General features: G+C 72.7%; 17 protein-coding genes. 3 read left to right on the forward strand and 14 right to left on the reverse strand.

Annotation, left to right across the window (positions count from 1 at the left end; all coding sequences use genetic code 11):
• The first annotated feature begins 248 nt into the window (after positions 1-248).
• A complete protein-coding gene (locus ACYVAP_RS09160; RefSeq protein ID WP_264449206.1) occupies positions 249-2,204 on the forward strand; it encodes a DEAD/DEAH box helicase in 1,956 nt (651 codons plus the stop codon).
• A gap of 122 nt (positions 2,205-2,326) precedes the next feature.
• Here ACYVAP_RS09160 and trxA read toward each other — a convergent pair whose 3' ends face one another.
• Positions 2,327-2,692, reverse strand: a complete 366-nt coding sequence (gene trxA / locus ACYVAP_RS09165; RefSeq protein WP_264449208.1) for a thioredoxin — start codon at positions 2,690-2,692, stop codon at positions 2,327-2,329.
• A gap of 96 nt (positions 2,693-2,788) precedes the next feature.
• Positions 2,789-4,156, reverse strand: a complete 1,368-nt coding sequence (gene hisS, locus ACYVAP_RS09170; RefSeq protein ID WP_498860398.1) for a histidine--tRNA ligase — start codon at positions 4,154-4,156, stop codon at positions 2,789-2,791.
• Positions 4,157-4,427: 271 nt separating this feature from the next.
• Here hisS and ACYVAP_RS09175 point away from each other — a divergent pair, with 271 nt between their 5' ends.
• Both ACYVAP_RS09175 and ACYVAP_RS09180 read left to right on the forward strand, forming a co-directional pair.
• Positions 4,428-6,104 (forward strand): DUF349 domain-containing protein, encoded by a 1,677-nt coding sequence (locus ACYVAP_RS09175; protein WP_498860399.1) that lies wholly within the window; start codon positions 4,428-4,430, stop codon positions 6,102-6,104.
• 113 nt (positions 6,105-6,217) lie between these two features.
• Positions 6,218-6,937: a hypothetical protein gene (locus ACYVAP_RS09180; RefSeq protein WP_498860400.1), complete on the forward strand. Its 720-nt coding sequence runs from the start codon at positions 6,218-6,220 to the stop codon at positions 6,935-6,937.
• Positions 6,938-6,965: 28 nt separating this feature from the next.
• Here the strand turns inward: ACYVAP_RS09180 and ACYVAP_RS09185 are convergent, their stop codons facing one another.
• From ACYVAP_RS09185 to thrS, 12 genes are all read right to left on the reverse strand, one after another.
• Positions 6,966-9,413, reverse strand: coding sequence for a RelA/SpoT family protein (locus ACYVAP_RS09185; protein WP_498860401.1), 2,448 nt, complete (start codon positions 9,411-9,413; stop codon positions 6,966-6,968).
• Positions 9,414-9,578: 165 nt separating this feature from the next.
• Positions 9,579-10,139, reverse strand: a complete 561-nt coding sequence (locus ACYVAP_RS09190) for a purine phosphoribosyltransferase family protein (protein ID WP_498860402.1) — start codon at positions 10,137-10,139, stop codon at positions 9,579-9,581.
• The gene (gene secF / locus ACYVAP_RS09195; protein WP_498860403.1) at positions 10,136-11,386 is read right to left on the reverse strand and encodes a protein translocase subunit SecF; all 1,251 of its coding nucleotides are present in this window, start codon (positions 11,384-11,386) and stop codon (positions 10,136-10,138) included. The genes ACYVAP_RS09190 and secF overlap by 4 nt, the downstream gene beginning before the upstream one ends.
• Positions 11,383-13,158 carry a preprotein translocase subunit SecD gene (gene secD / locus ACYVAP_RS09200; protein WP_498860404.1) on the reverse strand — a complete coding sequence of 592 codons (1,776 nt, stop codon included), beginning with the start codon at positions 13,156-13,158 and terminating at the stop codon, positions 11,383-11,385. The genes secF and secD overlap by 4 nt, the downstream gene beginning before the upstream one ends.
• A 48-nt stretch (positions 13,159-13,206) precedes the next feature.
• Entirely contained in the window at positions 13,207-13,623 is a 417-nt protein-coding gene (gene yajC / locus ACYVAP_RS09205; protein ID WP_498860405.1) for a preprotein translocase subunit YajC, read from the reverse strand.
• Positions 13,624-13,778: 155 nt separating this feature from the next.
• On the reverse strand, positions 13,779-14,867 hold the full coding sequence (gene ruvB, locus ACYVAP_RS09210; RefSeq protein WP_498860406.1) for a Holliday junction branch migration DNA helicase RuvB: 1,089 nt from the start codon (positions 14,865-14,867) through the stop codon (positions 13,779-13,781).
• Positions 14,864-15,484: a Holliday junction branch migration protein RuvA gene (gene ruvA / locus ACYVAP_RS09215; protein WP_498860407.1), complete on the reverse strand. Its 621-nt coding sequence runs from the start codon at positions 15,482-15,484 to the stop codon at positions 14,864-14,866. Before ruvA ends, ruvB begins: the two co-directional genes overlap by 4 nt.
• A 26-nt stretch (positions 15,485-15,510) precedes the next feature.
• Entirely contained in the window at positions 15,511-16,101 is a 591-nt protein-coding gene (ruvC, locus tag ACYVAP_RS09220) for a crossover junction endodeoxyribonuclease RuvC (RefSeq protein WP_137770967.1), read from the reverse strand.
• Positions 16,102-16,108: 7 nt separating this feature from the next.
• A complete protein-coding gene (locus ACYVAP_RS09225) occupies positions 16,109-16,867 on the reverse strand; it encodes a YebC/PmpR family DNA-binding transcriptional regulator (RefSeq protein WP_137770968.1) in 759 nt (252 codons plus the stop codon).
• A gap of 87 nt (positions 16,868-16,954) precedes the next feature.
• Positions 16,955-18,295 (reverse strand): PrsW family intramembrane metalloprotease, encoded by a 1,341-nt coding sequence (locus ACYVAP_RS09230; protein WP_498860408.1) that lies wholly within the window; start codon positions 18,293-18,295, stop codon positions 16,955-16,957.
• Between the two features lie 109 nt (positions 18,296-18,404).
• Positions 18,405-18,965 (reverse strand): HIT family protein, encoded by a 561-nt coding sequence (locus ACYVAP_RS09235; protein ID WP_498860409.1) that lies wholly within the window; start codon positions 18,963-18,965, stop codon positions 18,405-18,407.
• Positions 18,962-20,962, reverse strand: coding sequence for a threonine--tRNA ligase (gene thrS, locus ACYVAP_RS09240; RefSeq protein ID WP_498860410.1), 2,001 nt, complete (start codon positions 20,960-20,962; stop codon positions 18,962-18,964). Before thrS ends, ACYVAP_RS09235 begins: the two co-directional genes overlap by 4 nt.
• Positions 20,963-21,210 lie beyond the last annotated feature (248 nt).

The following is a 21,210-nucleotide window of genomic DNA, read 5'->3' on the forward strand; positions in this document are numbered from 1 at the left end:
TCGGGGCGGCGGGAGCGGGGCTCCGCCGAGCGGTCGGCGTGCCGCGGGGGCACCGGTTCAGAGTACCGCGCAAGGTGAGCGATCTCGCCACGGCGCCCCCTGTCGCGGCGCAAGCGGCGTCCGTAGACTGAACGGGTTCCGACCAGCGGCCCACCTGCGGCATCGCCGGTCCGTCACGGCCCCGAGCGGGCCCGCCTCCTGCGCTTCGATCTGGTGCGGGATACCACCCACCTCCGTCGAAGGACACCATGACCGACGTCTCCCCTGCCCCTGATCACGAGGGCGCCGCCAGCTCCTCCGTCCCCGCCGAGCCCGGCACGGACGAGCAGAGCGCCGCGCAGCCCTCGGCAGAGGCACCGGCCCCGCGCAGCGAGGGCCCCACCTTCGAGGACCTCGACCTGCCGCCGGCGCTCCGCCGCGCGGTCGCGGACCTCGGCTTCGAGCGCCCCTCCCCCATCCAGGCCAAGGCCATTCCCGTGCTGCTCCAGGGTCGCGACGTCATCGGCGTCGCCCAGACCGGCACCGGAAAGACCGCCGCCTTCGGCCTCCCGCTGCTCGCCGCGGTGGATCCGTCCCTCCGCGAGGTCCAGGCCTTCGTGCTCACCCCGACCCGCGAGCTGGCCATGCAGGTGGCCGACGCGATCACCTCGTTCGCCTCGTCGATCGGCGGCCTCGAGGTCGTCGCCGTCTACGGCGGCTCCCCCTACCCGCCCCAGGAGCGCGCGCTGGCCCGCGGCGCCCAGGTCGTCGTCGGCACCCCCGGCCGCGTCATGGACCACATGCGCCGCTCGAGCCTGCGCCTGGACACGGTGCGCTTCGCCGTCCTCGACGAGGCCGACGAGATGCTCCGCATGGGCTTCGCGGAGGACGTCGAGGAGATCCTCGCCAAGGCTCCCGCCTCGCGCCAGGTGGCGCTGTTCTCCGCCACCATGCCGCCCGCGATCCGCAAGGTCGCCGCCGATCACATGACCGATCCTGAGCGGATCAGCATCACCCCGCAGTCCTCGACCGTCTCGAGCGTCCACCAGACCTTCGCCGTCGTGCCCTTCCGTCACCGCACCGGTGCGCTCTCCCGCGTGCTCGCGACCTCCGACGCCGAGGCCGCGATCGTCTTCGTGCGCACCCGCGCCGCCGCCGAGGAGGTGGGCACCGAGCTCGTGGCCCGCGGTCACATCGCGGCGACCATCTCCGGCGACGTGCCGCAGAAGGACCGCGAGAAGATCGTGGAGCGTCTGCGCGACGGCTCCCTGAAGATCCTCGTCGCCACCGACGTCGCCGCCCGCGGCCTCGACGTCGAGAAGATCGGGCTCGTCGTGAACTTCGACGTGCCCCGCGAGCCCGAGGCCTACGTGCACCGCATCGGCCGCACCGGCCGCGCGGGCCGCTCCGGTGAGGCCCTGACCTTCATCGGCGGGCACGAGCGCCGCACGCTGCGCACCATCGAGAAGGCCACCAAGCAGACCCTCGAGGAGGCCGTGATCCCGTCCCCGCGGGACGTCTCGAAGCATCGCCTGGCCACCCTCCTCAAGGAGGTCCCCGCCCGGCAGGAGCGCGGGCGCCTCGAGCTGTACCGCGAGCTGATCGGCGAGTTCGTCGAGAGCCAGGGCATCGACCCGCTCGAGCTGGCCGCCGTCCTCGGCGCGATGACCGTCGGAGACGCCGGCCCCGGCGCGCAGAACGAGGACGAGGAGTTCACCCAGCAGACCGGTCGCCACGACCGCGACGACCGTCGGGACGACCGTCACGGCGACCGTCGCGACGACCGCTCCGGCGGCTCGCGGACCGAGCACGGCTACACCCAGTACCGCATCGGCGTGGGCCACACCCACGGGGCCAAGCCGCCGTCGATCCTCGGCACGATCACCGGCGAGGGCGGTCTGAACGGCAAGGACGTCGGCAAGATCTCGATCTTCGGGAACTTCGCGCTCGTCCAGATCAAGGGCAGCCTCTCCCCGAAGCAGATCGAGGACATCAGTCGTGCGCGCATCGCCGGCCGCGAGCTGCGCATCAGCGAGGACACCGGTCCCCGCGGCGGCGCCGGCGGCGGCCGCGGCGGGCGCGACGACCGTCCCCGTCGTCGCTTCGACGACGACCGCCCGCGCCACCGCGACGGCGATCGCGGGGGATACCGCGGCGGTGCCCGTCGCGACGAGTCCTCGCGCTACGACGCGAAGCGCCACGGTGGTCGCCGGCACGACGGCTGAACCCACCGCCGCGGGGCGGCGGGCGACCGCCGCCCCGTCCCGGCACGCGAGAAGGGCCCGCATCCTCACGGATGCGGGCCCTTCGTCGTGCGATCGGCGCGGCTCTGCGGGCCGGGAACGGATCAGGAGGGCTGCTGCGCCTCGGCGTAGGCCTTGCGGACCTCCTCCATGTCCAGGTTCTTCACCTGGCTGATGAGGTCCTCGAGCGCTGCCTGGGGCAGCGCGCCCGGCTGGGAGAACACGGGGATGCCCTCGCGGTACGCGACCAGGGTGGGGATCGAGGTGACGCCGTAGCGCATCGCGAGCTCCTGCTGGTCCTCGGTGTCGACCTTCGCGAAGGTGACGTCCTGGTGCTCCTCCGACGCCTTGTCGAAGATGGGGGCGAAGCGCTGGCACGGCACGCACCAGCCCGCCCAGAAGTCGATGAGGACGACGCCGTCCTCGACGGTCGTGTCGTGGTTCTCGGTGGTCAGGGTGACGGTAGCCATGGTTCCTCCAACGATCTCGGTGCGGGGATCATTCCCACTCTCGCACACGGTGAGGGTGCTCACCGCCGTGTGTGACGGCGAGTACCCGGGGACGGGTCAGGAGCGGGGTCGGGCCGCCTCGGACGCCGGCAGGATCCGCACGGTGCGGTCCTCCTCGGGCACCTGCCAGGAGCCGGCCGAGGCCGACGCCTGCTCGCCGGTGCGGATGTCCTTGACCTCGTCCTCGGCGCCGTCGGCCCCCGGGAACCAGACGAAGGGGATGCCGCGCCGGTCGGCGTAGCGGATCTGCTTGCCGAGCTTGGCGGCGGTCGGCGCCACCTCGCACGGCACGCCCCGGCCGCGCAGGGTGCGGGCCACTGTCTCGCTCGCCCCGCGGGACGCCTCGTCGGAGACCGCGACGAGCACGCAGGTGGGCACGGGCCGGCTCGGCCGGGCGAGATCCGCGGAGAGCAGCCGGGAGACGAGACGGGACAGACCGATGGACAGGCCCACCCCCGGGTAGCTGTGACGGTTGTCCTCCGCGAGACGGTCGTAGCGGCCGCCCGAGCAGACGGAGCCGAGCGACTCGTGGCCCTCGACGAAGCTCTCGAAGACGGTGCCGGTGTAGTAGTCGAGCCCGCGGGCGATCGAGAGGTCCGCGAGGATCACCCCGGGCACCGCCGCCTCGACGCGCTCGAGCACCGCGGTCAGCTCGGCGATGCCCTCCTCGACCATTTCGCCGGTCCCGCCGAGCGCGCGGACGCGGTCGCCGAAGGACGCGTCACGGGAGCGGATCCCCGCGAAGGCGAGCGCGGCGTCGGCCTGCTCGGCGGTGGCCCCGGCCTCGTCGACGAGGAGGGTGCGCACGGCGTCCTCGCCGATCTTGGGCAGCTTGTCGAGGCTGCGCAGCACCGCCGTGTGGTCCTCGAAGCCGAGGGAGCGGAAGAAGCCCTCGGAGAGCTTGCGGGTGTTGACGTGGATGCTGAAGGCGGGCAGCGGCAGGCGGGAGAGGATCTCCGCCATCACGATCGCCACCTCGGACTCCACGTGCGCGGGGAGGACGTCCTGCCCGATCACGTCGAGATCGGCCTGGTAGAACTCCCGGAAGCGGCCGTCCTGGGGACGCTCGCCGCGCCACACCTTCTGGATCTGGAAGCGCCGGAACGGGAAGGCGAGGTCGTTCTGGTGCTCGAGCACGTAGCGGGCGAGCGGCACCGTGAGGTCGAAGTGCAGACCGAGGGTCCGCGAGGCGTCGGCGGCGGGGTCCTCCTCCTCCGAGGCCTGCAGACGGCGCAGGAGGTAGACCTCCTTGTCGATCTCCCCCTTGCGCAGCAGCTGGTCGAGGGGCTCGACCGCGCGCGTCTCGATGCCGGAGAACCCGTGGAGCTCCGCGACCTCGCGGAACACGTCGATCACGTGCTGCTCCACCTGGCGCTCCGCGGGGAGCCATTCGGGGAAGCCGGACAGAGCGGCGATCTTCGCCATGCGGGTGCACGTCCTTCGAGGGTGAGGGGAGAGCGGGCCGGTCCATTATCCCCTCCTCGGCGTGCGGGCGTCGTCCCGTCCTCCTTGCCCGGGGCTCTGCCCGGTCGGGGCCCGGTGCGTGCGCGGGCAGGGGGCGGGGCGCACGCCTGCTCGCTGTAGAGTTCCGTGACGTGGTTCCCACCCCGCTCCGCGGGAGGGTCCCGCACCGCCCGGCCGCCCTCGTGGCGGCAGTGTCCCGCCGCGCAGCGGATCCGTTCGAAGGAGCTCCATCGTGAGCGAGTCCGAGACTCCCGTCCCCACCTCCCCCGAGCCCGAGGAGACCGCCGCGGCCGACGCCGCCGACGTGGCCGCCCCCGCCGACGACGTCGCCGCCGTCGAGCCCGCCGAGGCCGCCGAGACCCCCTCCGCCCCGGCTCCGGAACCCGCCGCGGACGACGCCTCCCCGGAGGCGTCTGTGAAGGAGGCCGCCGAGCCGGCCGCCGCGGACGCTCCCGCCGCGGATGCTCCCGAGACCGAGGCGCCTGCCGCCGCGGCTCCCGCTCCCGCCCCCTCGCCGCGACCGCGTCCCGGCCGCCCCGGGCCCACGCCGGGGGGCGCGCCCTCCCCCGCCGCGCTCGCCGGGCGCAAGCCCGCCGCCCCGCTGCTGCCGGCCGCGCCCTCGGTCACCGAGTACGACGCCGCCCTCCTCGCCGAGGCGAAGACCTTCGGCTCCGTCACCGAGGACGGCACCGTCACCGTGCAGGACGGCACCCAGGTGCGCACCCTCGGCGAGGCCGGCCAGGCCCAGGGCGTCGACCCCGCCACCGCGCTGGACCCGTTCGCCCGCGCCTACCTCGATCTCGTGGCCTTCCTCGATCTCACGGAGAAGAAGCTCTCCACGACCGGGCACACCCACAACGAGCTCAACCGCCTGCTCGAGAACCTGCGCAAGAACATGAAGGAGCCGCAGGTCGTGGGTGACGTCCCCGCGCTGCGGGCCCGCGCCCACGAGCTCCGCGAGAAGGCGAAGGCGCAGATCGCCGAGCTCGAGAGCGCGCGCACCGCCGCCCGCCAGGAGGCGATCGCCCGACGCACCGCCTTCGTCGAGTCGATCGAGCAGCTCGTCGCCACGCCGCCCGAGCAGATCTCGTGGAAGAGCGCCGGGGAGACCATGCGCCAGATGGTCCCCACCTGGAAGCAGATGCAGAGCGAGGACGTGAACATCGACCGTCCCACCGAGGACGCCCTCTGGAAGCGGCTCTCCGCGGCGCGGTCCACCTTCGACCGCCACCGCAAGCAGTTCTTCTCGCAGCTCGACGAGCGTCACGAGGAGGCCGCGGCCGTCAAGGAGCAGCTCATCGCCCGCGCTGAGGAGATGCAGGACTCCACGGACTGGGGTCCGACGGTCCGCGCCTTCAAGGACCTCATGGCCGAGTGGCGCGCCGCCCCGCGCGGCGGACGCAAGAAGGACGACGCCCAGTGGGCCCGGTTCAAGGCCGCGCAGGACACCTTCTTCGCCGCCCGGAACGCCGATCTCGAGGCCTCCGAGTCGGAGCAGCGCGAGAACCTCGTCGTCAAGGAGGCGCTGCTGGCCGAGGCCGAGCAGATCGACCCGACGAAGGATCTCGACAAGGCGAAGGACGCCCTGCGCTCCGTGCAGGAGCGCTGGGAGGCGGCCGGGAAGGTCCCGCGCGGCGACATGCGTCGGATCGACGACCGTCTGCGCAGCGTCGAGCGCGCCGTGAAGGACGCCGAGGAGGCCGAGTGGCGACGCACCGATCCGCGCACCAAGGCGCGTGTCGAGGGCGCCTCCTCGCAGCTGCACTCCGCGATCGCCGGCTACGAGGAGGACCTCGAGAAGGCGCGCGCGACCGGTGACCCGGCGAAGATCGCGAAGGCGGAGGCCGCCCTCGAGGCCCGCCGCGAGTGGCTCGCCGTCATCGAACGCTCGGCCCGCGACCTCGGCTGACCGCGGCGATCACCGCTGACGAGGACGGCCCGGCCGGTCCTCCCCACGCCCCGCCCGTCCACAAGGACGGGCGGGGCGTTGCCGTGCGGCCTCCGTGCCCCCAGAGTCGGTGCATGCAGAACTCGCCGCCCGCGCCCTTCGGCCCGCCCCCGCCACCGCAGGACGACGGTCTCCCGCCTCCCCGCTCCCCCGGTCCCCGGATGCCGGCCCTGGGTCCCGCCTGCTTCGCCTGGTCCCGCCATGCGGCGGAGCTCGCGGTGCCCGTCTCCCGCGCCCTCGAGCGCTGGGAGGACACCCCCACCACCGCGCGGATGGTCGCCGACGGCTACCTCGTGAGGCTGCTGCCGGGCATCTACGTCCCGCCGGACGTCATCGGCACCGCCGTGGGTCGCGCGCTCGCCGTGGGCAGTGCGCTCGGGACGTCGCTGCGGCCCCATCACGTGCTCGCCGGGGTGACGGCCGCCTGGGTCGTGCTCGGCGGGACGGCGCCCGTCCAGGTCGAGCTCATCTCGACCGCGCACCGGGGACCGATCGCCGGGACGATCCTGCGCGGGTCCCGTGTCGCCATGGACGAGGTGGAGACCGTCGGCGGGGCGCCGCTCACGATCCCCGACCGCACCGCGATGGATCTGCTGCGCTTCTCCCCCGATGCCGAGCGGCTCGCGGCCGTGTCCCGTCTGATCGCCGCGGGGCACGCCTCACCCGAGGGGATCCGCCGCCGGCTCGAGGCGATCACCCACCATCCCGGGTCACGCTCCGCGCAGGAGGCGATGGACCGTGCCTGCGCCCTCGTGCCGGTCACCGACGTGGGCGGGGGCACGCGCGCCGCATGAGGGCGCCCCGCACCGATCGCCCCGGGGCTCAGCCGCGGGTGAGCGGCTCCCCCGCGCCCACGGGCTTGCCGTCCGCGGTGACGCGGTAGACGTCGTAGACGCCCTCCACGCGACGCACCTGGGCGAGCACGGCCTGCAGGTGGCTCGGCTCGGCGAGCTCGAAGGAGAAGAAGGTCGCCGCGAGCCGATCCGCGTTCGACTGCGCCGAGGCGGACTGCAGGTTCACCTGTTGCTCCGAGATCACGAGCGCGAGATCGGTGAGCAGTCGGGGTCGATCCAGCGCCTCGACCTTGATGTGCACCAGGTAGGCCGTGCTGTGACGGCCGGACCAGCTGACCTCCACCATCCGATCGCCCTGCTGCTCGGTCAGCTGGATCGCGTTCGCGCACTCGCGGTGATGCACGGAGACGCCGTTCCCGCGGGTCACGAAGCCCACGATCGGGTCGCCGGGCACCGGGGCGCAGCACTTGGCGAGCTTCACCCAGAGATCCGCATGGCCCTCGACGATGACCCCCTGGTCCGTCTCCGAGGTGTGGCGCTCGGTGCGGGTGCTCGGCTTGGGCCGCACCCAGGTCGGGATCGTCGCCTCGGCGACGTCCTCCTCCGCGCCGTCGGAGCCGCCGAAGGTCGCCCGGAGCTTGTCCACGACGTTCTGCGCACCCGTGTGCCCCTCGCCGATCGACGTGTACAGCGCGTCGACGCTCTGCAGGTTGAGGTCCCCGGCGACAGCGGCGAGCGTCTCGTGGGTGAGCAGGCGCCGCATCGGCAGGTCCTGCCGGCGCAGCGCCTTGGCGAGCTCCTCCCGGCCGCGCTCGAGCGCCTCCTCGCGCCGCTCCTTCGTGAACCACTGGCGGATCTTCGAGCGCGCACGGGGCGAGGTGACGAAACCGAGCCAGTCGCGGCTGGGCCCCGCCTCGGAGGACTTCGAGGTGAACACCTCGACGACGTCGCCCGTGCTCAGCGTCGAGTCCAGGGAGACGAGCCGCCCGTTCACGCGGGCCCCGATCGTCCGGTGCCCCACCTCGGTGTGCACCGCGTACGCGAAGTCCACCGGCGTGGACCCCTGCGGGAGCGCGAGCACGTCCCCCTTCGGGGTGAAGACGTACACCTCCTGAGAGGCGATCTCGAAGCGCAGGGAGTCGAGGAACTCACCGGAGTCGGTGGTCTCCTTCTGCCAGTCCATGAGCTGGCGCAGCCAGGCGCTCTCGCTCGCGACGGGCTTCGCGGCCGCCGCGGCGCCACCCGCCATCGCCTTGTACTTCCAGTGCGCAGCGACGCCGTACTCGGCGCGGCGGTGCATCTCCCAGGTCCGGATCTGGATCTCCACCGGCTTGCCGGTGGGCCCGATGACCGTGGTGTGCAGCGACTGGTAGAGGTTGAACTTCGGCAGCGCGATGTAGTCCTTGAAGCGGCCGGGCACCGGGGACCAGCGCGCGTGCAGCGTACCGAGCACCGCGTAGCAGTCCCGCACCGAGTCCACGAGCACGCGCACGCCCACGAGGTCGTAGATGTCCGCGAAGTCCCGGCCCCGCACGATCATCTTCTGGTAGATCGAGTAGTAGTGCTTCGGGCGGCCCGTCACCTCCGCCTTGATGCGCGCCTTGCGCAGGTCCTCGTGGATCTGCGTGGACACGGTGCGCAGGTACTGCTCGCGGGCGGGGGCGTGCTGCGCGACGAGCGCGACGATCTCCTCGTACACCTTGGGGTAGAGCACCTGGAAGGAGCGGTCCTCGAGCTCCCACTTGATGGTGTTCAGGCCCAGCCGGTGGGCGAGCGGCGCATAGATCTCGAGCGTCTCCTTGGCCTTGCGCTCCGCGGAGGCGGCCGGGACGTACTTCCAGGTGCGGGCGTTGTGGAGGCGGTCCGCGAGCTTGATGAGGAGCACGCGCACGTCGCGGCTCATCGCCACGATCATCTTGCGCACGGTCTCCGCCTGCGCGGCCTCCCCGTAGGTCACCTTGTCGAGTTTGGTGACGCCGTCCACGAGCACCGCGATGACGTCGCCGAAGTCGGAGCGCAGCCGGTCCAGGGAGTAGTCGGTGTCCTCCACCGTGTCGTGCAGCAGCGCCGCGGCGACGACCTCGGAGGGCGAGCCGAGCTCGGCGAGGATCGTCGCGACGGAGACCGGATGCGTGATGTACGGGTCGCCGCTCTTGCGCATCTGACCGCGGTGGGCGGCCTCGGCGACGGTGAAGGCGCGCTGGACGAGCGCGGTGTCCTCCTTGGGACTCACGGAGGCCATCGTGTCGAGCAGGGGCGCGAGCAGCGGATCGACGCTCGGACCGCCGCGACCGCCGAAGAACGACAGCCGGGAGCGGGAGCGCCGCGGGACGGTCGAGGTGCTCCGCCCCGACGGCGACGGGCTCGACGGGGAGGAGGCCGCGCTCGTCCCCGGCCCTCCCGAGCGGGTCGCGCTGACGCCGCCGTCGACCTCGGGGGGCACGGACGTCCCGTCCTGCGGTGATCTGTCCTGCATCGCGCGCCTCCTGACCGTGGCCCGTCAGTCTACGCGCGGGTCATCGCGCCGATGACCGTCGTCCGCCCCGGTCGCCGGGCCGGCCCGCCGCGGGCGCCCGGCCAGGGCCTCCACGGACATCTGGCCGGGGCCTCCACGGGCACCCGTCCGGGGCCGACGGGCCGGTCAGTCGGGGATCGACCAGACGGTCGTGACCGGGACGTCGGCAGGCAGCTTCTCGCGACCGCCGAGCCCCTCGAGCTCGATGAGGAAGGACGCGCCCACGAGCTCGACGTCGAAGCTCCGGGTGAGCTCGATCGTGGCCGCCGCCGTGCCGCCGGTGGCGAGCAGGTCGTCGACCACGAGGGTGCGCGCACCGGCCGGGAGCGACCCCTCGGGGATCTGGACCTCGGCGCTGCCGTACTCGAGGTCGTAGCGGAGGCTCGCCGGTGACCCGGGGAGCTTGCCGGCCTTGCGCACGGGGATGAAGCCCGCGCCCAGCTCATAGGCGAGGGGGGCGCCGAGCACGAAGCCGCGCGCCTCGGTGCCCACCACGTACTCCACGCCCTCGGGGATCATCGCCCGCCAGTGCGCGATGATCTCGCGAAAGGCGCCGGCGTCCCGCAGGAGCGGGGTGATGTCGCGGAACAGGACCCCCGGGGCCGGGAAGTCGGGGTACTCGTCGATGCGGGTCGCGAGGATCTCCGCGAGCCGCGCGGATCCGGGGGCGTCCTGGTGGGTGCTCATCGCTGTCCTCGTCGGGAGTGGGATCGGCCGCTGGGGGTGCTGCGGCGGGGCTGCACCCGGCGGGCGGAGGCGGAGCTCGGGGACGACCCGTCGTCCTCGGAGACCGGCGTGGCATCGTCCTGCGAGGCAGGGTCCTCGGCCGTGAGCTCGTCGACCGCGCCCTCACCGTCGGCGGTCCCGTCGTCGGGGGCCTCGTCGGTCCCCTCCTCGATGCCGGCGCCGTCCTCGGTCCCGTCGGTCGTCGCCCGCTGCTCGGCGGCACGGCGCTCGGCGAGCGTCGTCCGGCGCGCCGGGGCGCCGGGCTCGCGCGGGGAGCGGGAGGTGAGCCGGTGGAGGTCCACGAGCAGCCCCGGGGCGAGGAAGACGGAGGAGTAGGTGCCCACGAGGATGCCCACGAACAGGGCGAGCGAGATGTCCTTGAGGGTGCCGGCTCCCAGCACGAAGGCGCCGATCACGAGGATCGAGCCGACGGGCAGCAGCGCGACGACGGACGTGTTCAGCGAGCGCACGAGGGTCTGGTTCGCGGCGAGCTCCACCCGGTCGGCGTAGTCGGGTCCGTTGAGCACCCTCATCCCCGCGGTGTTCTCGCGCACCTTGTCGAAGACGACGATCGTGTCGTAGAGCGAGTAGCCGAGGATCGTCAGGAAGCCGATCACCGTGCTCGGCGTGATCTCGAAGCCCACCACCCCGTACACGGCCGCGGTGAGCAGCATGTCGTGGATCAGGGCGATCATCGCGGCGCCGGAGGCCCGCAGGTCCCGGAAGTACAGGGCCATGCCGATCGCGACGAGCACCAGGAACACGAGGATGCCGCGGAGCATCTTCTGCGTGATGTCCTGGCTCCAGACCGGGCCGATGTACGAGGTCGAGACCGCGGAGGACTCCACGTCGTAGCCCGCGGCGAGGTCGGCGGCGAGCGAGGAGGTCTGCGACGAGTCCAGCTGCTCAGTCTGCACGCGCACCGTGCTCCCGCCGAGCACCGTCACCTTCGGCTCGGAGTCCGGCACGTGCTCGCGCACGATGTCGCGGGCGGCGGTCTGCGAGGTGTCCTGGACCCCCGAGATCTGGAACTCGGAGCCGCCGGTGAACTCGATCCCGAGATTGGGGCCGCGCAGCACGGCGAGCGTGCCGAGCAGGAGCACCGCGGCGACGCTGATCAGGTACCACAGGCGGCGGCGCCGCACGATCGGCGCGGAGCGGGTGCCGTCGTGGAGGGAGTTGCCCAGCTGGGCCAGGGTCGCGCTCATCGCTCGTCCTCCTGCTCGGTCGCGCCGGGCTCCTCGGCGGACTCGCGCGCGAGCCGCGCCTTCCGCTCGGCGATCGTCTCGCGCCGCTCCTCGGCGTCCCGGAGACGGCCGCGCCCCGCATAGGCGGGCACGGAGCGTCCCAGCACCGCGGGGTCCAGCCCGCTCATCGGATGCCCCTTGCCGAAGAAGCGCGTGCGGGCGAGAGCCTGCAGCATCGGATGGGTGAAGAGGAAGACGACCACGAGGTCCAGCACGGTCGTCACGCCCAGCACGAAGGCGAAGCCGCGCACGCCGCCCGTGGAGAGCACGTACAGCACCACGGCCGCCACGAGGTTGACGGCGTCGGAGGCGAGGATGGTGCGCCGGGCACGGTCCCAGCCGTGGTCGACGGCCGCGACGATCCCGCGGCCCTCACGGATCTCGTCACGGACGCGCTCGAAGTAGACGATGAACGAGTCCGCGGTGAAGGCGATCGCGACGATCAGGCCGGCGACGCCCGCGAGGGAGAGTCGGTACCCGATCTCCGGGAGGTTCGAGAGCACAGTGAGCACCGCGTAGGTGAGCACCGCCATGATCGCGAGGCTCGAGGTGGTGACGATGGCGAGCACGCGGTACTGCAGGAAGGCGTAGAGCACGACGAGCGCGAGACCGATCAGGCCGGCGATGAGGCCCATCGTCAGCTGGTCGGCGCCGAGCGTCGCGGAGATCTGCTGCTCCGAGGCGACGTCGAGCTGGATCGGGAGCGCGCCGAACTTCAGCTGGTCGGCGAGCTGGGACGCCTGGTCCTGGGTGAAGTTGCCCGAGATCGAGGCCTCGCCGCCCGGGGACGGCTCCTCGACCGTGGGCGCGGAGATCACGAGGCCGTCGAGCACGATCGCGAAGGCGCTCGTCGCGCCCTGGCCGTTGTACAGCGCGGAGGTCATGTCCGCGAAGTCCTGGCCGACGGCGTCCGTGAAGCGCATGTTCACGAGGTAGTAGCCGGTCGCCTGGCCGGTCGAGCTGGTCTCCGCGCCGACGCTCGCGTCCTCGACCGCCGAGCCGGGGACGACCTCGGGGCCCAGCAGGTACTTCGCAGAGCCGTCCGGTGCGCACGCCACGATCGGCTCGTCGGACTTCGCCTGGGCGATCCGCTCCTGCTGCGCGGAGGGATCGGTGCAGTCGACGGCGCCGAGCTCGGCCTGGACGTCCGCGTCGAGCTGGTCGAGGGACCAGGCGGCGGGCTCACCGGAATCGGTGCCGGCCTGGTCCGCGAGGGTCTGGTCCGAGGAGAGCGCCCCGGTGAACTGCCCCTGCGCGGGGTCCGCGGGAGCGCTCGAGGTCTCCCCCGTCCCGCTGTCGCCTCCGGCGTCGGAGGCACCGCCGCCATCGGAGGGCAGGGCGCTGCCGTCCCCCTCGGGGGCGACCGCGCCAAGCACCGGTCGGAAGGACATGGCGGCCGTCTGCCGCAGGGCGTCGGACGTCGCCTGGTCCAGCGTGCCCGGCACGTCGATGACGATGTTCGTGCCGCCCTGCACGGAGATCTCGGTCTCCGCGACGCCCATGGCGTTCACGCGCTGGCTGATGATCTGCCGCGCCTGCTCCATGGCGTCGCGGTCGATCGTCGAGCCGTCGGTGGTCTGGGCCTGCAGGATGATCTGCGTGCCGCCCTCGAGGTCGAGGGCGAGCTTGGGGGCGGCGTTCCAGCCGCCCCACTGCACCCCGGCGCCGATCCCACCGCCGAGCAGCAGGATCAGCACCGCGAGCGCCGTGAGGGCTATGCGACGAACGGGCATGGAGCGGGGTTCCTCGGTGTGCGGCGGGAGCCGGGGCGCGCGGGCGCCTCAGGCGTCGCGACGGCCGTCGGTGGTGGTGTCGGTGTCCCGGGCGGTGACGCCGGGGACGGTGCCGTCCTCGACGGGCGCGTCGGAGGCGGTGTCCGCGTCGGTCGCGGTCCCCTCGACGACGGCGTCGTCGTCCTCGGCGGCGGCGGCGGAGTCCTCGGTCGGCGCGACGGCCCCGGCGATCGCCTGGCGGGCCCACTTGGTCTGGGCGCCGTTCTCGGACTCGAGGATCACGACGTCGTCGAACTCCTCGACGATCAGCCCGTAGAAGCCGGAATGGGTGCGGACCTCGTCGCCGACGCCGAGCTGGGCGACCTTCGCCTGCTGCTCGCGCTGGGCCTTGCGCTGACGGCTGGACATGAACATCAGCGGCACGAGCATGACGGCGAAGATGAGCAGGAGGGGCAGGAGATCCACGAAGATCCTCTCGACGGACCGGGCAGCCCGCGCACGTGACGCGGCTCCACCGGCCGCGGACGGCTGACCGGACCACTGTACCCGCCGCTCCCTCCGAGTCCGGTGGGAGTCCCGCCCTCAGGACCCCCGCTCCCGTGCCCCGAGGCGGGCGCGGCTCAGAACCTGCCGAGCATGGGGGCGGCGCCGGAGCCGCCCTGCGGCGCCTCGAGCCCGAGGTGCTCCCAGGCGGCCGTCGCCGCCGCCCGGCCCCGGGGGGTCCGCACGAGGAACCCCTCCCGCACGAGGTACGGCTCGACCATGGTCTCCACGGTCTCCGTCTCCTCGCCCACCGCGACGGCGAGGGTGGACAGCCCCACCGGTCCCCCGGCGAAGCGTCGGCACAGGGCGCTGAGCACCGCACGGTCCAGGCGGTCCAGGCCCCGTTCGTCCACCTCGTACATGGCGAGCGCGGCACGGGCGGCCTCCAGGTCCAGGTCCCCCGTGCCGCGCACCTGCGCCCAGTCGCGCACCCGGCGGAGAAGCCGGTTCGCGATGCGGGGCGTGCCGCGGGAGCGGGAGGCGATCTCCGCGGCGGCCCCGCCCTCGATGTCCACGCCGAGCTCACCCGCGCTGCGGCGCACCACGCGGTGCAGCTCCTCGGCGCGGTAGTAGTCCAGGTGCCCGACGACGCCGAAGCGGTCGCGCAGCGGTGCCGGCAGCAGCCCCGCGCGGGTCGTCGCCCCGACCACCGTGAACGGCGGCAGCTCGAGCGGGATCGAGGTCGCACCGACGCCCTTGCCGACCATCACGTCGACGCGGAAGTCCTCCATCGCGATGTAAAGCATCTCCTCCGCGGGGCGCGCGAGGCGGTGGATCTCGTCGATGAACAGCACCTCGCCCTCCTCGAGGGAGGAGAGGATCGCGGCGAGGTCCCCCGCGTGCTGGACGGCCGGTCCCGAGGTGATGCGCAGCGGGGCGCCGAGCTCCGCGGCGATGATCATCGCAAGGGTGGTCTTTCCGAGCCCGGGAGGGCCCGAGAGCAGCATGTGCTCCGGTGCGCGACCGCGCGCCTGCGCCGCGTCCAGGACGAGCGAGAGCTGCTCCCGCACGACCTCCTGCCCCACGAAGTCCGCGAGCCGGCGCGGCCGGAGGGCCGCCTCGGCCGCCCGCTCGAGCGCGCCGGAGGTCGCGCTCGTGAGCGCGACGCCGTCCCCCTCGGGGGCGTCGGCGGTCGCGTCGATCCCGTCCGCTCCCTCCGCCGTCACCGGGCACCACCGAGCGACTGGAGGGCGGTGCGCAGCAGGGACGCGGGCTCGAGCTCCGTCTCCTCACCGGCCTCGGCGCGCAGGCGCTCCACGGCCCCGGCGGCGGACTTCTCCGGCCAGCCCAGCCCCACGAGCGCCTCGACGACCTGGGCGTCCACGGCGGCGGACGCGGCCGGGGCCGGCGCGCCGACGGGAGCGCCGCCCCCGGGCTCCGCGGCGAGGGCGAGTTTGCCGCCGAGCTCGAGGATCATGCGGCTGGCGACCTTGGGGCCGATGCCCGGGGTGCGGGTGATGCTCTTGACGTCCTGCTCCGCGACGGCGCGCGCGAGGTCCTCCGGGGAGAGCACGGCGAGCACGGACAGCGCGAGGCGCGGCCCGATGCCGCTCACGGACTGCACGACGCGGAAGGCGTCGGCGTCCTGCGCGGACGGGAAGCCGAAGAGCGTCATGGAGTCCTCGCGGACCACGAGCTCGGTGTGCAGCGTGAGCTCGGCGCCGTGGCGGGTCTGCGCGAGGGCGGCGGGCGTGGTGCGGACGAGGTAGCCGACACCATGGACGTCGAGCACGAGGGATTCCAGGCCGATCGAGGCCACGGTCCCGGTCAGGGTTGCGATCACGCGACCACCTTAGAACAGCTGTTCGATCAGAAGCGGGAGGTCGAGGTGTCCCGGGCGCGCCGCGCGGCGCGCTCCGCCTCCGCCCACACGGACTGGGCGCTCGTGCGCGCCCCGCCGCTCGCGTCGCGGCGCACCGGTCCCGGCCCTCGCCACAGCTGGGTGAGCGCGATCGCGACGGCGTCCGCGGCGTCCGCCGGCTGCGGCGCGGCGTCCAGCCGCAGAAGCTTCACGAGCATGGCCTGGATCTGCTTCTTGTCCGCCCGCCCGCTGCCGGTGACGGCGGCCTTCACCTCGGAGGGCGTGTGCAGGGCGATGCGGATGCCGCGCTGGGCGGCGAGCACGATCGCGACCCCCGTGACCTGCGCGGTGCTCATCACCGTCGGGGTGTTCGCCTGGGCGAAGACCCGCTCGATGGCGACGACGTCCGGGGCGTGCTCCTCGATCTTGGCCTCGAGCCCGCGGGAGATCGCGAGCAGGCGCACATCGATCGTGTCCTCCGGGGAGGTCCGCACGACCCCCACGTCCACGAGGGAGGCGCTGCGGCCGGAGCCCGCGTCGATCACTCCGTAGCCGCAGCGCGTGAGCCCGGGGTCCACACCGAGGACGCGCAGGCTCATCTCGCGATCAGTCCTCCGCGTCGAGCTGCGCGGCGACGTCCTCGGGGATGTCGACGTTGGAGTAGACGTTCTGGACGTCGTCGCTGTCCTCGAGCGCGTCGATGAGGCGGAACACCTTCTGCGCTCCCTCGAGGTCCACGGGGGTGCGGAGGTTCGGCACGAACTGCGCCTCGGCGCTGTCGTAGTCGACGCCGGCCTCCTGGAGCGCCGTGCGCACCGCGACCACGTCGCTCGCCTCCGAGAGGATCTCGAAGGTCTCGCCCTCGTCGGTGATCTCCTCGGCGCCCGCGTCCAGGACGATCTCGAGCAGGGAGTCCTCCGTGTTGCCCTCCTTGGGCACCGTGACGACGCCCTTGCGGTTGAACATGTAGGACACCGAGCCGGAGTCCGCCATGTTGCCGCCGTTGCGGGTGAAGGCGAGACGCACCTCGGAGACCGCACGGTTCTTGTTGTCCGTGAGGCACTCGACGAGCAGGGCGACGCCGCCGGGGGCGTAGCCCTCGTACATGAGCGTCTGGTAGTCGACGCCGCCGCCGTCGAGCCCGCCGCCGCGCTTGACGGCGCGGTCGATGTTGTCGTTGGGGACGGAGGACTTCTTCGCCTTCTGGACGGCATCGAAGAGCGTGGGGTTGCCGGCCAGGTCGGGACCGCCCACACGCGCGGCGACCTCGATGTTCTTGATCAGCTTGGCGAAAAGCTTGCCGCGCTTCGCATCGATGGCAGCCTTCTTGTGCTTCGTGGTCGCCCACTTGGAGTGCCCGGACATCGGTCCCCTCTCGAAGGAATCAGCGAGTTCCCGCGCACGGTGAGCCGAGCGCGTGCGGACCCGCGGGTGGTGCGGACCGCCGCACCATCATACGGGCACGGGGGCGGAGGTCCCCGCGCCGCGCACCACCGGCCGCTCGAGGGCGGAGACCTGGCGGCGGTCCACGGTGATCCGCTCGAGCAGCTCGCGCTCGCGCCGGCGCGTGCGCTCGGTGGGACGGCCCTGGAGCACGCCGTGGCGCTCCATGCCCAGCTCGACGGAGGCGAGGATGAGATCGTGCATCGCCATCCGGGCGACGGCGCCGTGGCGCGCGGCCCAGCGCTCGGCGCGGGCGCGGCCCCGCATGGAGATGAGCACCTCGACCTCCGCCGGCGAGAACCAGCCGGCGCGGCCGTACTCGGAGAGCTGGCGGCGCAGGATCCGCTTCTCCCGCAGCCGCAGGAAGAGCACGATCGCGACGAGCAGCAGGAAGATCGGGACCTGCACGGTCAGGTAGTAGCGCAGGAAGCCGGCGAGCGGGTGCTCGGGATCCGGCTCGAGGAAGAAGCTCGAGCCGTTCCAGAGCGCGTGCAGGGACATGCCCAGCGAGAGGCCGCCCAGGCCGAGCCCGAAGTACAGCATGAGCGAGCGGCGCTCGGCCGCGATGCCGAGGCCCAGCCCGCACAGGGCCGTGAAGGAGGCATGGGCGAACGGGGAGAGCAGCCCGCGCAGGAGGAAGGTCTGCCAGAAGACGTCGACGGTGCCGGAGGCCTGCGCCTCGTGGAAGGAGCGGCCGAAGTAGAGGATGTTCTCGGTGAACGCGAAGCCCGCGGCGATGAGCACGGCGTAGACGACGCCGTCGATCGGCCCGCCCAGGAAGCGCCGACCCCAGATCAGCAGCGCCGCGAGGCCCAGGGCCTTCATCGACTCCTCGACGAGCGGCGCCTGCACGGCGGCGCCGAGGAAGCTCTCGGTCGCGGATCCCGCCTCCGCCTCCGGCAGGGCCAGCTCCGTGAAGACGCCGCCGATGACGAAGGTCAGCGCCACCGAGCCGGCAGCGCCCCAGACGAAGGCGTACACGAGCGTGATCCGCGGCTGGGGCGTGTACCGGTCCACCCACCACACGGCGGTGAGCACGATCGTGACGGGCACGAGCGCCGAGGTGAACGCGACCAGGGAGGTCCCGAGCCCGAGCGGGCGGATGACGAAGAACCAGACGGCCGCACCGGTGGCGGCGAGCCCCAGCAGGGAGAGGATCCAGTAGAGGCGCTGCACCCAGGCACGGCGCGGTCGACGCTCCTGGCCCCGGGGCTCGGCGAGGCGACCGGGGCCCTGGGGGTCGACCCGCTGGACGTCGTACCCGTACCCGTCCGACGGCCCCACCGTCGCGGCGCCGGGCCCGACGGGGCCCGGCTGTGGTGCGCGCGGCGGCGCCGGGATCGTGCTCATCGCTCCGGTCTCCTCCCGCGGCGGTGGTGCGGCGCGCCTCCCCCGGCGCGCCCGTCGACCTGTCGCATCGTAGCCCAGCGCCCCGTCCCGCCCGCGGACCGCCCGGCCCTCAGGCGGGCCAGGCCTCGGCGTACATCGCGCGGGTGTCCGCGAGCAGGATCGGCAGCGCCTTGGTGCGGCCGACGATGGGCAGGAAGTTCGCGTCCCCCATCCAGCGCGGGACGACGTGCTGGTGCAGGTGCGCGGCGATGCCCGCCCCCGCGACCTCGCCCTGGTTCATGCCGAGGTTGAACCCGGCGGGCGAGGACACCTCGCGGACAACGCGCATCGCGGTCCGCGTGAGGGCGGCGACCTCCGCGACCTCCGCCTCGGTGAGATCCGTGTAGTCCGCGACATGGCGGTACGGGCACACGAGGAGGTGACCGGTGTTGTACGGGTACAGGTTGAGGATCACGTACGCCACTTCGCCGCGATGGACGATGAGCGCGTCCTCGTCACCGCGGCCCGGCGCGGAGCAGAACGGGCACTGCTCGGCGTCGTCCGGGTCCTCGGGCTTGTCCTTCCCGCCGATGTACGTCATCCGGTGCGGGGTCCACAGGCGCTGCGTGGTGTCGGGGACGCCCGCGAAGCCGCGGGCGTCCTCGACGGTGGGCTCGGGGGCCTCGCTCACACCTGCGCCTTGTCCCGGATCGCGGCGACGATCCGCTCGACGGCCTCGTCGACGGGGATGCCGTTGTCCTGGCTGCCGTCGCGCAGGCGGAAGGAGACCGCGCCCTTCTCCTGGTCCTCGCCGCCGGCGATGAGCAGGTAAGGGACCTTCTCCTTGGTGTGCGTGCGGATCTTCTTCTGCATGCGGTCGTCGGAGTCGTCGACGACGACGCGCACGCCGCGCTCCCGGAGCTTCGTCGCGATCTCCTCGAGGTAGGGCGCGTACTCGGCGGCGACGGGGACGCCGACCACCTGCACCGGGGACAGCCACACGGGGAACGCGCCGGCGTAGTGCTCCAGGAGCACACCGAAGAAGCGCTCGATCGAGCCGAACAGCGCACGGTGGATCATCACGGGCCGCTGGCGGGAGCCGTCGGACGCCGTGTACTCGAGCTCGAACAGCTCGGGCTCGAAGAAGTCGAGCTGGATCGTGGAGAGCTGCCAGGTGCGGCCGATCGCATCCTTCGCCTGCACGGAGATCTTGGGGCCGTAGAAGGCGGCGCCGCCCGGGTCGGGGACCAGCTCGAGCCCGGACGCGGTGGCGACCTCCTCGAGGGTGCGGGTCGCCTCCTCCCAGGTGGCGTCGTCGCCCACGGACTTCTCGGGGTCGCGGGTGGAGAGCTCGAGGTAGAAGTCGTCGAGGCCGTAGTCGCGCAGGAGGTCCAGCACGAAGCCGAGCAGGCTCGTCAGCTCCTCCTTCATCTGCTCGCGGGTGGTGTAGATGTGCGCGTCGTCCTGGGTGAAGCCGCGCGCGCGGGTCAGTCCGTGCACCACGCCGGACTTCTCGTAGCGGTAGACGCTGCCGAACTCGAACAGCCGCAGCGGGAGCTCGCGGTAGGAGCGGCCCCGGGAGCGGTAGACGAGGTTGTGCATCGGGCAGTTCATGGGCTTGAGGTAGTAGTCCTGGCCCTGCTTGGTGACGTTGCCGTCGGCGTCCACCTCCTCGTCCACGTGCATCGGGGGGTACATGCCCTCGGCGTACCACTCGAGGTGGCGGGAGGTCTCGAAGAGGTTCTTCTTCGTGATGTGCGGGGTCGAGACGAAGGAGTAGCCGGCCTCGACGTGACGACGGCGCGAGTAGTCCTCCATCTCCATCTTGATCATGGCGCCCTTGGGGTGGAACACGGGCAGGCCCGAGCCGATCTCGTCCGGGAAGGAGAAGAGGTCCAGCTCGCTGCCCAGGCGGCGGTGGTCGCGGCGCTCGGCCTCGGCGATGCGCTGCTGGTGCGCCTTGAGCTCGTCCTTGGTGGGCCAGGCGGTGCCGTAGACGCGCTGCAGCATCGGGTTCTTCTCGCTGCCGCGCCAGTAGGCGGCGGCCGAGCGGGTGAGCGCGAAGCCGTTGCCGATCAGCTTGGTGGTGGGCAGGTGGGGGCCGCGGCAGAGGTCGGTCCAGACGACCTCGTCACGGCGGTTGACGTTGTCGTACATGGTCAGGCCGCCCGCGCCGACCTCGACGTTCGCGCCCTCGCCGGCGTCGTCGGCGGTGGACTTCAGGCCGATCAGCTCGAGCTTGTAGGGCTCGGCGGCCTCCTCAGCGCGGGCGGCGTCGTCGCTGATCTCACGGCGGACGAAGCGCTGGCCCTCCTTGACGATGCGGCCCATCTCCTTCTCGAGCGCCTTGAGCGACTCGGGGGTGAAGGGCTCGGCGACGTCGAAGTCGTAGTAGAAGCCGTCGGTGATGGGCGGTCCGATGCCGAGCTTCGCCTCGGGGTTGACCTTCTGCACGGCCTGCGCGAGCACGTGGGCGGTGCTGTGGCGCAGGATCGAGAGGCCGTCGGGGCTGGAGATGTCGACACCCTCGACGGCCTGGCCCTCGACAGGCGCCGTGGCGAGGTCGCGCAGCTCGCCGTCGATGCGCAGCGCGACGATCGAGGCGGTGCCCTCGAAGAGCGTGGTGCCCGTGGTCCCCTCCTCGATCCGCTGGGGTGAACCGTCGAGGGTGATGGCGATCTGGGCCACGGGATGCTCCTTGGTGTGCGGGTCGAGCCGGCCGACGATGCCGGCTCCGCGGCCGATGGTATCGGGGAACCGTCTCCGACCACGACCGCGATCCGGGCCGGCGGGGGCGTCACCACGCCCGGGACGGTGAGACCGGGATCACTCCCCCGGGGTGAATCGGTGCACGTCAGACATGCCCCGGACCGGACCGACCTCGCTTTTCGCCGGTTCTGACCGTTTCGGCCGCCGCTATGGTGGCCAGGAACGAC

Source organism: Brachybacterium horti, from assembly GCF_054777615.1.

What these genes read in the sequence shown, in the direction of transcription:
- ACYVAP_RS09180 (WP_498860400.1), top strand. Translation starts at nt 6,218, where the DNA reads ATGCAGAACTCGCCGCCCGCGCCCTTCGGCCCGCCCCCGCCACCGCAG.
- ACYVAP_RS09225 (WP_137770968.1), bottom strand. Translation starts at nt 16,867, where the DNA reads ATGTCCGGGCACTCCAAGTGGGCGACCACGAAGCACAAGAAGGCTGCC.
- ACYVAP_RS09160 (WP_264449206.1), top strand. Translation starts at nt 249, where the DNA reads ATGACCGACGTCTCCCCTGCCCCTGATCACGAGGGCGCCGCCAGCTCC.
- hisS (WP_498860398.1), bottom strand. Translation starts at nt 4,156, where the DNA reads ATGGCGAAGATCGCCGCTCTGTCCGGCTTCCCCGAATGGCTCCCCGCG.
- ruvC (WP_137770967.1), bottom strand. Translation starts at nt 16,101, where the DNA reads ATGAGCCTGCGCGTCCTCGGTGTGGACCCCGGGCTCACGCGCTGCGGC.
- trxA (WP_264449208.1), bottom strand. Translation starts at nt 2,692, where the DNA reads ATGGCTACCGTCACCCTGACCACCGAGAACCACGACACGACCGTCGAG.
- ACYVAP_RS09190 (WP_498860402.1), bottom strand. Translation starts at nt 10,139, where the DNA reads ATGAGCACCCACCAGGACGCCCCCGGATCCGCGCGGCTCGCGGAGATC.
- ACYVAP_RS09185 (WP_498860401.1), bottom strand. Translation starts at nt 9,413, where the DNA reads ATGCAGGACAGATCACCGCAGGACGGGACGTCCGTGCCCCCCGAGGTC.
- secF (WP_498860403.1), bottom strand. Translation starts at nt 11,386, where the DNA reads ATGAGCGCGACCCTGGCCCAGCTGGGCAACTCCCTCCACGACGGCACC.
- secD (WP_498860404.1), bottom strand. Translation starts at nt 13,158, where the DNA reads ATGCCCGTTCGTCGCATAGCCCTCACGGCGCTCGCGGTGCTGATCCTG.
- ACYVAP_RS09230 (WP_498860408.1), bottom strand. Translation starts at nt 18,295, where the DNA reads ATGAGCACGATCCCGGCGCCGCCGCGCGCACCACAGCCGGGCCCCGTC.